This is a genomic window from Ottowia beijingensis, from assembly GCF_013423955.1.
Taxonomy (GTDB): Bacteria; Pseudomonadota; Gammaproteobacteria; order Burkholderiales; family Burkholderiaceae_C; genus Ottowia; species Ottowia beijingensis.
The window spans coordinates 948,056-961,925 of the sequence record NZ_JACCKX010000001.1 but is presented as its reverse complement, the minus strand read 5'-3'; the positions used below and the strand labels follow the sequence as shown (position 1 = coordinate 961,925).

General features: G+C 68.6%; 9 protein-coding genes and 3 pseudogenes. 7 read left to right on the top strand and 5 right to left on the bottom strand.

Going from position 1 to position 13,870, the window contains the following annotated elements; genetic code table 11:
* The first annotated feature begins 28 nt into the window (after nucleotides 1-28).
* From pstC to H0I39_RS04810, 6 genes and pseudogenes are all read left to right on the top strand, one after another.
* Nucleotides 29-967, top strand: a complete 939-nt coding sequence (gene pstC, locus H0I39_RS04835; protein WP_180549752.1) for a phosphate ABC transporter permease subunit PstC — start codon at nucleotides 29-31, stop codon at nucleotides 965-967.
* 1 nt (nucleotide 968) lies between these two features.
* Nucleotides 969-1,835 carry a phosphate ABC transporter permease PstA gene (gene pstA / locus H0I39_RS04830; protein WP_180549751.1) on the top strand — a complete coding sequence of 289 codons (867 nt, stop codon included), beginning with the start codon at nucleotides 969-971 and terminating at the stop codon, nucleotides 1,833-1,835.
* Between the two features lie 41 nt (nucleotides 1,836-1,876).
* Nucleotides 1,877-2,698: a phosphate ABC transporter ATP-binding protein PstB gene (pstB, locus tag H0I39_RS04825; protein WP_180549750.1), complete on the top strand. Its 822-nt coding sequence runs from the start codon at nucleotides 1,877-1,879 to the stop codon at nucleotides 2,696-2,698.
* 20 nt (nucleotides 2,699-2,718) lie between these two features.
* Nucleotides 2,719-3,419, top strand: a pseudogene (phoU, locus tag H0I39_RS04820) (phosphate signaling complex protein PhoU).
* Entirely contained in the window at nucleotides 3,416-4,144 is a 729-nt protein-coding gene (gene phoB, locus H0I39_RS04815; protein WP_180549749.1) for a phosphate regulon transcriptional regulator PhoB, read from the top strand. The pseudogene phoU and the gene phoB overlap by 4 nt, the downstream one beginning before the upstream one ends.
* A 603-nt stretch (nucleotides 4,145-4,747) precedes the next feature.
* Nucleotides 4,748-5,539 (top strand): ATP-binding protein, encoded by a 792-nt coding sequence (locus tag H0I39_RS04810; RefSeq protein ID WP_307776774.1) that lies wholly within the window; start codon nucleotides 4,748-4,750, stop codon nucleotides 5,537-5,539.
* Here H0I39_RS04810 and H0I39_RS04805 read toward each other — a convergent pair.
* The 5 genes and pseudogenes from H0I39_RS04805 to trxA form a co-directional block, all read right to left on the bottom strand.
* Nucleotides 5,514-6,898, bottom strand: a pseudogene (locus tag H0I39_RS04805) (MATE family efflux transporter). The gene H0I39_RS04810 and the pseudogene H0I39_RS04805 overlap by 26 nt on opposite strands.
* 55 nt (nucleotides 6,899-6,953) lie before the next feature.
* Nucleotides 6,954-7,907, bottom strand: a complete 954-nt coding sequence (locus H0I39_RS21645; RefSeq protein ID WP_257645625.1) for a hypothetical protein — start codon at nucleotides 7,905-7,907, stop codon at nucleotides 6,954-6,956.
* Nucleotides 7,908-8,775: 868 nt separating this feature from the next.
* Nucleotides 8,776-9,030, bottom strand: a complete 255-nt coding sequence (locus H0I39_RS04795) for a type B 50S ribosomal protein L31 (RefSeq protein ID WP_180549748.1) — start codon at nucleotides 9,028-9,030, stop codon at nucleotides 8,776-8,778.
* 247 nt (nucleotides 9,031-9,277) lie between these two features.
* Nucleotides 9,278-10,543, bottom strand: coding sequence for a transcription termination factor Rho (gene rho, locus H0I39_RS04790; protein WP_180549747.1), 1,266 nt, complete (start codon nucleotides 10,541-10,543; stop codon nucleotides 9,278-9,280).
* A gap of 238 nt (nucleotides 10,544-10,781) precedes the next feature.
* Nucleotides 10,782-11,114, bottom strand: a complete 333-nt coding sequence (trxA, locus tag H0I39_RS04785) for a thioredoxin TrxA (protein ID WP_180549746.1) — start codon at nucleotides 11,112-11,114, stop codon at nucleotides 10,782-10,784.
* 102 nt (nucleotides 11,115-11,216) lie between these two features.
* Here trxA and H0I39_RS04780 point away from each other — a divergent pair.
* Nucleotides 11,217-13,741, top strand: a pseudogene (locus H0I39_RS04780) (PD-(D/E)XK nuclease family protein).
* Nucleotides 13,742-13,870: the final 129 nt, after the last annotated feature.

Genomic DNA, 13,870 nt, shown 5'->3' with positions numbered 1-13,870 from the left:
ACAAGGCAACCAGCCTGATCGCCCCCGCATGGTGGCCATCGCGCGCCGCCAGCGTTGGCAGGACGTGCTTTTTCATCGCGGCACGCAGGCTTTCTCGCTGCTCGTGCTGGCGGCGCTGCTTGGGATTATCGTATCCCTGTTCCTGAACGCATGGCCGACCTTCAAGACATTCGGCCTGAAGTTTCTTTGGACAGCCGAATGGGACATCATCAACGAGCAGTTTGGTGCTGCCATTGCGGTCGTGGGCACGGTGTTGAGTGCCAGCATCGCATTGTTCATCGCGGTGCCTCTAGCGTTTGGCATCGCGTTATTTCTAACTGAAAACTGCCCGACGTGGCTGCGGCGTCCCCTGGGTACGGCCATTGAACTGCTGGCGGCAGTGCCTTCGATCATCTATGGCATGTTCGGCCTGTTCGTGTTCGCGCCGATCTTTGCCGACTTCATCCAGACACCGCTGCAGAGCCTGCTGGGCGGCATGCCGCTGATCGGCTGGATGTTCGGCGGCGCCATCAATGGCATGGGCATCCTGGCCGCCGGCATCGTGCTGGCATTCATGATCCTGCCCTACATCGCTGCCGTGATGCGCGACGTGTTCGAGATCGTGCCGCCGATTCTGCGTGAATCCGCCTACGGTCTGGGCTGCACAACTTGGGAGGTTGTGCGCAGGGTGGTGCTGCCCTACACGCAGAAGGGCGTCATCGGCGGCATCATGCTGGGGCTGGGCCGCGCCCTTGGCGAGACCATGGCCGTCACCTTTGTGATCGGTAATGCCAACCGTATGCCGACGTCGCTTTTCTCGCCTGGCACATCGATTGCCTCGGTGCTCGCCAACGAGTTTGGCGAGGCAGCCGACTTGCATCTGTCGACGCTGTTTGCACTGGGCTTTCTACTGTTCGTTATCACGTTCGTCGTACTGGCGCTGGCCAAGATCATGATATTGCGCGCCGAGCGCGCCAAGGGGACCTGAGATGGCGACGATTAAACTGGAAAGCGCGCTCTACAAGAAGCGCAAGTCCGCCAACGCCATTGGGCTTGCACTTTCGATGGCGGCCATGGCGTTGGGCCTTGTTGTGCTCTTGTGGATCTTGTTCGTGCTGCTCAGCAAGGGCCTTGCAGCGGTCGACTGGAACATGTTCACGCGCGACACGCCGGCTCCGGGCTCCGAAGGCGGTGGCCTGCGCAACGCCATCGTCGGCAGCCTGATGATGCTGGGCCTGACGGTGCTGGTGTCCACCCCGGTCGGCATCCTGGCCGGCATCTACCTGGCCGAATACGGCGACGAGAGCAAGACCGCCGAGTTCACCCGCTTCGTCACCGACATCATGCTGTCGGCGCCGTCCATCGTGCTGGGCCTGTTCGTCTACGCCATCCTGGTGGCGCCGATGGGCCAGTTCTCGGGCTTTGCCGGTTCGCTGGCGCTGTCGCTGATCGCCATTCCGGTGGTGGTGCGCACGACCGAAAACATGCTGCGCCTGGTGCCCGGCAGCCTGCGCGAGGCGGCCGCCGCCCTGGGCGCGCCGCGCTGGAAGGTGTCGCTCATGATCACGCTGCGCGCAGCCAAGAGCGGCGTCATCACCGGCCTGCTGCTGGCGATTGCGCGCGTCAGCGGCGAAACCGCGCCGCTGCTGTTCACCGCGCTGAACAACCAGTTCTTCAGCACCAACATGAGCCAGCCCATGGCCAACCTGCCGGTGGTGATCTTCCAGTTCGCCATGAGCCCGTACGACAACTGGATTCGCCTGGCCTGGGGCGGCGCGCTGCTGATCACGCTGACGGTGCTGATCATCAACATCGTGGCGCGGGTGTTCTTCCGCGAAAAATCGGCCGGCCACTGAGCGCCCGCCCGTATCGCCTAAAAATTCAACAAGGATTCATCATGGAAGTTGCGACCCGCGTCCCGCAAGCCAGCATTCGCGGCAATGGCGTCAGTTTTGACCAGGAGCGCCTGGCACTGGAAATCAAGAACCTCGACTTCTTCTACGGCAATGGATTCCAGGGCCTGAAGAACGTCAACCTGTCGATCCCGGAGCACAAGGCGACGGCGTTCATCGGCCCGTCGGGCTGCGGCAAGTCGACGCTGCTGCGCACGCTCAACCGCATGTACAGCCTGTACCCGGGCCAGCGCGCGGTGGGCGAGATCCTGCTGTACGGCAAAAACGTACTTGACCCCAGCGTTGACGTCAACCTGCTGCGCGCCCAGGTCGGCATGGTGTTTCAGAAGCCGACGCCGTTCCCGATGACCATCTACGACAACATCGCCTTCGGCGTGCGCCTGTACGAGAACCTGAACAAGGCCGACATGGACGAGCGCGTGGAGTGGGCGCTGTCGAAGGCCGCGCTGTGGAACGAGGTCAAGGACAAGCTGGGCCAGAATGGCCTGTCGCTGTCCGGCGGCCAGCAGCAGCGCCTGTGCATCGCGCGCAGCGTGGCCGTGAAGCCCTCGATCCTGCTGCTGGACGAGCCGACCTCGGCGCTCGACCCCATCTCCACCGGCAAGGTGGAAGAGCTGGTGCACGAACTGAAGCGCGACTACACCATCGCCATCGTCACGCACAACATGCAGCAGGCGGCGCGCGTGAGCGACTACACCGCCTACATGTACCTGGGCGAGCTGATCGAATTCGGGGCCACGGAAGAGCTGTTCTTCAAGCCCAAACGCAAAGAGACCGAAGACTACATCACGGGCCGCTTCGGCTGACAACACCAGGAGACGTGTCCATGTACGACAAGCATTTGTCCAGCCAGTTCGACAGCGAACTCAACAGCGTTTCGTCCAACGTGCTGGAACTGGGTGGCTTGGTCGAGATGCAGATCAGGCAGGCGATCTACGCGCTGTCCGAGTTCAGCGTCGAGGTGGCCGACCAGGTGGAAAAGGAGGAGGCGCGCGTGAACGCGCTGGAGCTGGAGATCGACCGCGCGCTGTCCAACATCATCGCGCGCCGCCAGCCCACGGCCATCGACCTGCGCCTGCTGCTGGCGATCTCAAGACCACGGCCAACCTGGAGCGCGTGGGCGACGAGGCCGCAAAGATCGCGCGCATGGTCAAGCGCATCATCGATTCGGGCAAGGCGCGCGTGCTGCCCACGGCCGAACTGCGCCACGCCGCCGACCTGGCCGGCGAGCAGCTGCGCAAGGCGCTGGATGCCTTCGCGCGCCTGTCGGTGGATGACGCGGTGGCCATCATCCGCGACGACGATCACATCGACGAGGAGTTCGACGGCTTCGTGCGCAAGCTCATCACCTACATGATGGAAGACCCGCGCACCATATCGGCCAGCCTCGATCTGCTGACCCTGGCCAAGGCCATCGAACGCATCGGCGACCATGCCAAGAACATCGCCGAATTCATCATCTACATCGTCAAGGGCACCGATGTGCGCCACAGCGCGCTGGAGCACGTGGAGTCGATCACGCAATGAGAACCATGCCACGCGTCCTCATCGTCGAGGATGAGGCGCCCATCGCAGAACTGATCGCCGTGAACCTGCGGCACAACGGCTTCCAGCCCACCTGGGCCATGGACAGCGAAGCCGCCCAGCGCGAGCTGGACGCCGTGCTGCCCGACGTCATCCTGCTCGACTGGATGCTGCCGGGCGAAAGCGGCCTGTCGCTGGCCAAGAAATGGCGCAAGGACCCGCGCACCAAGGCCGTACCCATCCTGATGCTGACCGCGCGCGGCGACGAGGCCGACCGCGTGGCCGGGCTGGATGCCGGCGCCGACGACTACATCATCAAGCCCTTCTCCACCAAGGAGATGCTGGCGCGCATCCGCGCCGTGCTGCGCCGCCGCGCGCCCGAGCAGGTGGGCGGCTCGGTGGCCATCGGGCCGCTGCTGCTGGATGCGTCCACGCACCGCGTCTCGTACGACGGCCAGATGCTGAGGATGGGCCCGACCGAGTTCAAGCTGCTGCACTACTTCATGAAGAACGCCGAGCGCGTGCACAGCCGCGGCCAGCTGCTCGACAAGGTGTGGGGCGACCACGTCTTCATCGAGGAGCGCACGGTGGACGTGCATGTCAAGCGCCTGCGCGAGGCGCTGGGCGTGGCCGGCGTGCTGATCGAAACCGTGCGCGGCGCCGGCTACCGCCTGACGGCGCAGCCGCTGGCACAACTGCAGGGCGCGCAGGCGGCCACCTCTTCCTGATATCGTGGGGCCCGCGTTGCGCACGCGGTCCTCATCATGGCCCTCCGGATTCTTTCCTTCATCCTGACGCTGCTGGTCCTCGGCGGGATCGGCGGGGGTGGCTCGGCTGGCCGGGCGCGCTGGCCGGCGTGGTGCTGGGCGCGGCCATCGTCTGGGGCGTGGATTCGGTGTGCGGCCGGCGCTTCATCGACTGGAGCCGCGAGCCCGATACCTCCGCACCGCCCGTGCTGCGCGGCCTGTGGGGCGAGGCGTCCTACCGCACGGCCCGGGCGCTGCGGGCCGAACAGCAGAAGGCGCGCGACAGCGCCCAGCGCCTCACCGATTTCCTGGCCGCCATCCAGGCCTCGCCCAATGGCGTGATCCTGCTGGACCCGGAAGGCCGCATCGAATGGTGCAACGACATCGCCGGGCTGCATTTCGGCATCCATCCGCAGCGCGACCTGCTGCAGCACGTGAGCAACCTGGTGCGCGAGCCGGCGTTCGCCGCCTACTACGCCAGCCGCAACTACGAGCGCGAGGTCAAGATGTTCGGCCGCGGCGGCACCGCCAGCCAGCCGGTCAAGCTGTCGGTGCAGCTGCACCTACGGCAGCGGCCACAAGCTGATGCTGTCGCGCGACATCACCGCGCTGGCGCAGGCCGACGCCATGCGGCGCGATTTCGTGGCCAACGTGTCGCACGAGATCCGCACCCCGCTGACGGTGCTGGCCGGCTTCGTCGAGACCATGCAGAGCCTGCCGCTGACCGAGCCGGAGCGCGCCAAGTACCTGGAGCTGATGGCCGCGCAGTCGGCGCGCATGCAGACACTGGTGAACGACCTGCTGCTGCTGTCGCGCCTCGAAGGCAGCCCCTTGCCCGGCGTCAACGAGGTGGTCGATCTGGGGGCGCTGATGGCCCAGTGCGAGAACGAGGCGCGCGGGCTGTCCGAGCTGCTGCATCCCGACGACGCACGGCCGCAGAGGCTGTACTTCGACGCGCCGCCGCCGTTCGAGCTGACCGGCGCCGCCAGCGAGCTGCGCAGCGCCGTCTCCAACCTGATCAACAACGCCGTGCGCTACACGCCGGCCGGCGGCACCATCGACGTGCACTGGGAGCGCCTGCCCGACGGCGGCGCGCGCCTGTCGGTCACCGACACCGGCCCCGGCATCGCGCCCGAGCACGTGCCGCGCCTGGGCGAGCGCTTCTACCGCGTCGACCGCAGCCGTTCGCGCGAATCCGGCGGCACCGGGCTGGGGTTGGCCATCACCAAGCACGTGGCGCAGCGCCATGGCGGTGAATTGCAGGTGAGCAGCCAGCTGGGCAAGGGCTCGACCTTCGCGCTGGTGTTTCCGCCGCCGCGCGTGCGCCCGCTGCCCGCAGGGGCCGCGGCCGTCAGCGCGCTGGCAGCCGCCGCGTGACGCGCACCAGCAGCGCCAGGAACAGCAGGGCCACCAGCCCGAGCGAGCCCGCGCTGGCCAGCCAGAAGGCGCCCGGATCGGCCCAGCGCGGCACGCCGCCCAGGCCGTGGAAGGCCCAGCGGTAGCCGCCCGTCAGCCCCAGGCCCCACAGGAACACGCCGTAGATCAGCAGCGGCGACAGCGTGATGCGGTAGCTGCGCAGCACGAACAGGCTCACGGCCTGCACCGCATCGCCCAGGTGGTACAGTGCCACCCACACCAGCAGGCCCGCCGCCACGGCGATGATGGCCGGCTGGCTGACGTACAGCGCCGCGATCGGGCGCGCCAGCAGGGCCAGCGCCGTGGCCATCACTGCCGCCAGCGCCATGGTGCTGCCCAGGCCCAGCCAGGTGGCGCGCCGCGCCAGCCCCGGCTGCCCGGCACCCAGCCAGTAGCTGGTGCGGGCGCTGGTGGCAATGCCCAGCGCCAACGGCACCATGTACAGCACGGCGGCCATGTTGGAGGCGATCTGGTGCCCCGCCGCTGCCGTGGTGCCCATGCGCGAGATGAACAGCGCCATGAAGGTGAACGACGACACCTCCACCAGCACCGCCAGCCCAGCCGGAATGCCCAGGCGCAGGAAGGCGCCGAGCTGCGGCCAGTCGGGCCGCTCCATGCGGCGCCACAGCGCGTAGGGGCGGTAGAAGCCCTGCGTGAGCAGCAGCCACAGCGCAAAGCCCAGCAGCGCGTAATTGACCACCAGCGTGGCCCAGGCGCAGCCGGCCGCGCCCTGCGCCGGCAGCCCGGCGCCGCCGAAGGTGAACCACACCGACAGCGGAATCTTCAGCCCCAGCGAGCCGATCTGCAGCGCCGACACCAGGCGCGGCTTGCCCAGCTCTGGTTCAGCGTGCTGTAAAGGCGAAACAGCAGCGCCGGCGGCAGGGCCCAGGCCAGCACCGCCAGGTAGCGGCGCACTTCCACCTGCAGCTCGGCCGGCACGCCGGCGGCGTTGAGCAGCGGGCCGGGTGACAGCAGGGCCACCATGCCGACCACGATGGTGGCTGCGCACAGGTACAGCGACTGCCGCACCGACGGCCCCACGGCGGCGTTGCGCCGGCTGCCGTGCAGCTCGGCCCACACCGGCAGCAACGCCTGCAGGATGCCCATCAGGCCGACGTAGACGCTGATGTAGACGGCCGTGCCCACGGCCAGCGCGGCCAGCGCGGTTTCGGAATAGCGGCCCGCCACCACCGTGTCGGTGACGCCAAAGGCCATCACCGCCAGCTGGCCGACCAGCACCACGCCGGCATGGCTGCCGATGGTGCGCAGCTCGGCAGCGCGCGACGGCGGGAGCAGCGGCGATGCGCCGGTTTCAGGCATCAAATCGGGCTCCAGCGACCGTCTGGCAAGCGCAGGCAGCTATCAATAAAGGAGTTCACGGTGTCACCACGCGGCGGAACACCATCAGGCTCTCGTTGTCGTCGGTGGGGCGGCGCACGCGCTCTTCCAGGCGCCAGTGGGCCATGGTCACGGTGGCCGGCAGGCTGGCCTGCGCGTCCACGTCGACCAGCAGCCACGGGCACTGCACCGGTCCGCGTGCCGGCGTCGGCTGCCAGCCGCCGTGAAAGCGCACCGCCGCCACCTGCGGCGCGCCCAGGCCGTGCACTTCCACGCAGGGCGCATCGCCCACCAGCGCGCGCACCTCGCGCATCTGCGGCGCAAAGCTGCGGCCGTAATCCAGCGCCGGCAGCCACAGCGTCATCAGCAGCAGCCAGCACAGCGTGGCGCCGGCGGCGGGCAGCACCAGGCTCTTCCACAGCGCGGTGCGGTGGCGCCCGGTGCGCCAGCGTGCCAGGGCGATCCAGGCCAGCGTGCCGGCCATGGCGGCGACGAAGGCCGGCCACTGGAACACCGGCTCGAAGCCCGGCGCCAACCGCGCCACGTTGGCCGCCGGCTTGGCGGGCACGCCGGTTTCCATGGCCACCCACACCACCCAGATGACGATGGCCCAGCCGGTGAAGAACAGCACCGTGAACCAGTCGATCAGCGAGGCCACGCTGCGCTGGAACGTGGGCAGCGCCAGCGCCGCCAGCGCCGCCAGCGCCGGCAGCGCCAGCAGCAGGGCGCGGTCGCCGGCCAGCGTGGCCACCGTGGTCAGCACCGGCACGCTGGCGATGACCAGCGGCAAGCCCAGGTGGCGCTGCTGGCGCAGCGAGGCCAGCTGCCGGCGCCAGCGCCACAGCGTCCACAGCACCAGCGGCCAGGCGGGCCAGGTGAACCACAGGCCCAGCTGGAACAGCGAGCGCCATTCCGTCCACTGCGTGCGCCAGGGCGCCAGCTGCCAGCGGAACAGCTCGAGCGCCCAGCCCAGGCCCAGGCACAGCAGCAACAGGGCCAGCAGCGTGAGCAGGGCGCGCGCGCGCGCCGCCGCTGGCGTGCGTGGGGCCGGGCAGCGCCAGCGCGGTCAGGCTCAGGCCCAGGTAGATCAGCACGGTGAACGGCGCGCCCGACAGCGTGAGCCCCACGGTGCCCGCCAGCAGCCCCGCGGTGGCGCCCATCGTGCGCGTGGGCAGCGCCGCCAGCCCGTAGAACACCAGGGTGCCGAAGAACAGCTGCGCCAGCGCGGGCGTTGTCTCGTGCGAGAACTGCGCCAGCCCCAGCGTGGCGATCAGCGCCAGCAGGCTGCCGTCGGCCAGGGCGCGGGCGTAGTCCAGCGGTGCCGGCTCGCCGCCGAAGGCAAAGGCCACCGGCTGCGCGCTGGGGTGGCGCGCCAGGTGGAACACGGCGTACCACGTGGCCGCCAGGGTGCCGGCCAGCATCAGCACGTAGGGCACGCGCACGGCCAGTTCGGGCGCCATGCCCAGCGGCCCCAGCCACTGCATGGCCCAGGCGCCGAGCCAGTAGGGCAGCAGGGCACCGGTGTCTGGGGCCATGCCCATCATCGACGGCTGCAGCCACTCGCGCCAGTGGCCGGCGTCCAGCAGCGACAGCATGTAGCCAAAGCTGGCGATGTCGGCGTTCTTCCACGGCGCGCGGCCCACGTAGCCGGGCACGATGTACGCCACGCACAGCAGCAGCAGCGCCCAGCGCGGCAGGCGGCGCACGGCGTCCTGGGTGACGATGGCGGGGCTGGGCTTGTTCAAGGCGAGCGCAAGAGGATCACCGGCCGATTCTGCCGGAGGAGCGCGAAAAAGCAGCACGAAACCGTGCTGCTTTCCTGCCAGGGCCCGGCTGGGGGCAGGGCGCCTGTGGCGTGCTTAGCGCGCGACCTTGCCGAAGCGGTTGCGGAACTTCTCGACGCGGCCGCCCATGTTGTCGACCGACTTCTGCGTGCCGGTGTAGAAGGGGTGCGATTCGCTGGAGGTGTCGAGCTTGAACAGCGGCAACTCGCGGCCATCGTCCATCTTCACCGTTTCCTTGGTGTTGACGCAGGAACGGGTGACGAACTTGAAGCCGTTGGACAGGTCCACGAAGCAGACTTCGCGGTAGTTGGGGTGAATGCCTTCGCGCATGATGAATCCTTGTGTGCAGTTGCGGCAGCCGCGCCGGCCCATCCGGCGTACTTTCCACGAAACCCAGCATTATAGTGGGCAGCGCAGTACCGTGGCCGCCTTGATTGCTTTAATTTTAGTAGCTGCTTGCGCTTGCTGTTGCTTGATTTCAGGTTGAAAAGTATCTGAAATGCTTGCATATCGGGCGCAAGCAGCTATCAAACAAAAGCGCATGCCGTGCATGCGCCTGAGGTCGGGGCAGGGCGGGTCAGCCGCCGCGGCGCATCATGTCGAAGAATTCGACGTTGGTCTTGGTCGCCTTCATGCTCTTGATGACCATTTCCATCGCCTCGATCTCGTCCATGTTGTACATGAACTGGCGCAGGATGCGGGTCTTCTGCAGCACCTCGGGCGCCAGCAGCAGTTCTTCGCGGCGGGTGCCCGAGCGGTTGAGCTGGATGCTGGGGAACACGCGCTTCTCGTACAGGCGGCGGTCCAGGTGGATCTCGCTGTTGCCGGTGCCCTTGAGCTCCTCGAAGATCACCTCGTCCATGCGGCTGCCGGTGTCGATCAGCGCGGTGGCGATGATGGTCAGGCTGCCGCCTTCCTCCACATTGCGGGCCGCTCCCAGAAAGCGCTTGGGGCGGTGCAGGGCGTTGGCGTCCACGCCGCCGGTCAGCACCTTGCCCGACGAGGGCACGACGTTGTTGTAGGCACGCGCCAGGCGGGTGATGGAGTCCAGCAGGATCACCACGTCCTTCTTCAGCTCGACCAGGCGCTTGGCGCGCTCGATCACCATCTCGGCCACGTGCACGTGGCGCGCGGCCGGTTCGTCGAAAGTGGAGGCGATCACCTCGCCCTTGACCGAGCGCTGCATGTCGGTCACCTCTTCGGGCCGCTCGTCGACCAGCAGCACCATCATGTGGCTGTCGGGGTAGTTGGCGCTGATGGCGTGGGCGATGGTCTGCATCATCACCGTCTTGCCGCTCTTGGGCGGCGCCACGATCAGCGCGCGCTGGCCCTTGCCGATGGGGGCGATGACGTCGATCACGCGGCCGGTGATGTTCTCCTCGCCCTTGAACGCGTCACGCTCCAGCTTCATCTGCTCGCGCGGGAACAGCGGGGTGAGGTTCTCGAACATCACCTTGTGCTTGTTCTGCTCCGGCGGGCCGCCGTTGACGGCGTCCAGCTTGGTCAGCGCGAAGTAGCGCTCGCCATCCTTGGGGATGCGCACCTCGCCCTCGATCATGTCGCCGGTGTGCAGGTTGAAGCGGCGCACCTGGCTGGGGCTGATGTAGATGTCGTCCGTACTGGCGGTGAAGCTGGTGTCGGGGCTGCGCAGAAAGCCGAAGCCGTCCGGCAGGATTTCCAGCACGCCGTCGGCGAACACCTGCTCGCCGGCCTTGGCGCGCTTCTTGATGATCGCGAACATCAGCTCCTGCTTGCGCATGCGGCCCGCGTTGTCTATTTCGAGCGTTTCGGCCTGCTTCAGCAATTCGGAAACGTGCAGTGCTTTGAGTTCGTTCAGGTGCATGGGGGTCGGCGGTTGCGAGGAACCTGCGATCCTTCGGCGGATCGACCGGTCGGGGTGGACAGGAAATCTGAAAGGAAAGATCGGGGGAGGTTGGCCAGCTCGAGAGTGGGGCTGGCAGGGCGCGCTGTGATTCAGGCGCCGGGCTGGCGCCTACCTGAGCACCAGCTTTCGAGAAACGATTATGACAGGAAAAAAAGCGCGCCCCGGCAGGGCGCGTCCGGCCTGCCGGCCGGCGGCATCAGGCCAGTTGCTGGTCGATGAACTGCGACAGCTGCGCCTTGGTCAGCGCGCCCACCTTGGTGGCGGCCAGCTGGCCGTTCTTGAACACCATCAGCGTGGGAATGCCGCGGATGCCGAACTTGGCCGGGATGGTGCGGTTCTCGTCGACGTTGATCTTGGCGATCTGCAGCTTGCCGTCGTAGGCGGTGGCCAGCTCGTCCAGCGTGGGTGCGATGGCCTTGCAGGGGCCGCACCACTCGGCCCAGAAGTCGACCAGCACGGGCTTGTCGGACTGCAGCACATCGGCTTCGAAAGAGCTGTCGTTCACATGTTTGATCAAATCGTTGGCCATGAGGAATTCCTTGGGAGTTGCGGTCGAATCGACCAGATACAGTGAGGACCATTTTGACAGAAACCCCAAGACCGTTTGTGCCCCCTCGCACCGCCCGACGCTATGACCGTGACAGCTGAAATCGATCCTGCCGCGGCTGGCCAGCCCGTGCTGGCGGCCTGGGATGCGCTGCTGGCGCAGGTCGACGCCCAGTTGCGCGCGCTGGGCGCGCACCCGGCGCGCAGCGTGGTGCTGCTGCCCTACGCCCAGCTGCTGCCCGTGGCGGCGCGCCTGTGGGCGGCGAAGTTCCCGGACGGCTTTGCGCCGCGCTTCGAGACCACGCACAACTGGGCCACGCGCTGCGCCGACTTCGCGCCAGGGCCGAACGATGTGAGCTTCGACCCGGGGCGCGACCTGCTCACCGCCGCCTCGCTGCTCGAAGGCGCGGGCCTGCGCCAACAGCGCGCCGCGCTGGCCGGCCCGCTGGTCGAGCAGGCCACCCAGCTGGCGCGCCTGGCCGCCAGCGTGCCCGCCGCCATGCGCCCCGACTGGATGGCGCTGGCGCAGGGCGCCATGCCATCGGCCGGCGACGGCCCGCTCAAACTCGACGCCGCCCTGGCGCGCCTGGCCGTGGCCTGGGCCGGCACCTCGGACTACGCCAGCGACGTGCTGTTCGGCCCGCGCGTGGGCGCCGCGCTGGACGCGCTGCTCATCGCCCCCGGCCTGCAGCCCGACCCGCTGGTGCTGTCGCTGGCCGAACACTATTTCGAGAAGACCGTGCACCTGCCCTGGCCCGAGCCGCCACCGCCCGGCCAGATCGCCCTGCACGCCTGCATGGACGCCGAGGACGAGGCCGAGCGCGCCGCCGCCTGCGTGCTGCGGCACCTGCACGAAGGCCGCGCGCCGGTGGGCCTGGTGGCGGGCGACCGCGTGCTCACGCGCCGCATCAGCGCGCTGCTGGCCACGCGTGGTGTGCGGATGCGCGACGAAACGGGGTGGAAGCTCTCCACCACCCACGCCGCCGCCGGCGTGGTGGCGCTGCTGGCCGCCGGCGCGCCGCGCGCCTCGTCCGATGCCGTGCTCGACTGGCTCAAACTCAGCCCGGCCTTCGCCGGCCCTGAACTCGTTGCGCTGGAGCGCCGCCTGCGCCGCGACGCCGTGCGCGACTGGCCGCGCGCCGCCGTGCTGATGGCGGATGATGAATTCGTCGGCGCCGTCGAAGCCGTGCGCGCCAGCCTGCAGGGCACGCGCAGCCTGGGCAGCTGGCAGGACAGCCTGCACGGCGCCCTGCGCGCCTGCGGCCTGTGGGCGCCGCTGGCGCAGGACGCCGCCGGTCAGGCCGTGCTGGGCGCGCTGGGCTATGCGGGCGATCTGGTCGACGTGGCCCACCCGCACGCCGAGCGCCGCCTGCGCCTGGCCGAATTCACGCAATGGGTGCGCACCACGCTGGAGGCGGCGTCGTTCAAGCCGCCCGCCGCCCCCGCGCCCGACGTCATCGTGCTGCCGATGAGCCAGCTGCTCGGCCGCCCGCTGGCCGCGCTGGTGCTGCCCGGCGCCGACGAGCAGCGCCTGCCCGCCGCGCCCGAACCCAGTGGCCCCTGGAGCGCCGCCCAGCGCGAGCTGCTGCGCCTGCCCAGCCGCGAGGAACTGCGCCAGGCCCAGCAGGCCGCCTGGCAGCTGGCCCTGGCCGTGCCGCAGGTCGACGTGCTGTGGCGCCAGGGCGACGACAGCGGCGAGGCGCTGCTGCCTTCGCCCCTGGTGCAGGCGCTTCAATTTCAGGAGCTGCCCGCGCTTGTCACACAAGGGATGGCCCCTCGTTTGGCGCACGAAGTGGCGGCCACGCCCGTGGCCCGCCCCGCGCCCAGTGGCGCCGCGCTGCCCGTCACGCGGCTGTCCGCCAGTGCCTACGAACAGTTGCGCGGCTGCCCTTACCGCTTCTTCGCGCTGCGCCAGTTGGGCCTGGCGGAAGACGGCGAGCTGGATGTGGACGTGGACAAGCGCGACTTCGGCACCTGGGTGCACGCCGTGCTCAGCGCCTTCCACACCGCGCTGCGCGCCGCCCCGAGGCCGACCGCGTGGCGCTGATGGACCGCGCCGCCACCGAGGCCGCGCACGCGCTGACGCTGGAGGAGGGCGAGTTCCTGCCGTTCTCCGTCGCCTGGCCCGCGCTGCGCGACGGCTACCTGCAGTGGCTGCAGGCGCATGAATCTACCGGTGCCCGCTTCGAGGCCGCTGAGGTGAACCACGAGCTGGCGCTGGGCGCGCTGCAACTGCACGGCCGGCTGGACCGCCTGGACCGTCAGCCCGACGGCAGCCCGCTGGTCATCGACTACAAGACCGAATCGGCCACGCGCACCGAATCGCGCCTCAAGGCCGGCACCGAGGACACGCAACTGGCGTTCTACGCCCTGCTCACCGGCCACGACACGCCGCGCGCCGCCTACCTGAACGTGGGCGAGCGCGACCCCGCCAAGCTGCACGAAAGCCCCGACATCACCGCCCTGGCCGCGCTGCTGGCCGACGGCATCCAGCACGACCTGGCGCGCATGGCCGCCGGCGCGCCGCTGCCCGCGCTGGGCGAAGGCAGCGCCTGCGACTGGTGCGCGGCGCGCGGGCTGTGCCGCAAGGACTTCTGGAGCCAGCCGTGATGAGTGACGCTTTCAAGCCCAACAGCCGGACGCAGAGGACGCAAAGGTTTCGCAGAGGACGCAAAACGAAAACCAAATTGCCTTTCTTCTGCGTCCTCTGCGAGTTTTGCGTCCTCTGCGTCCGGCTGT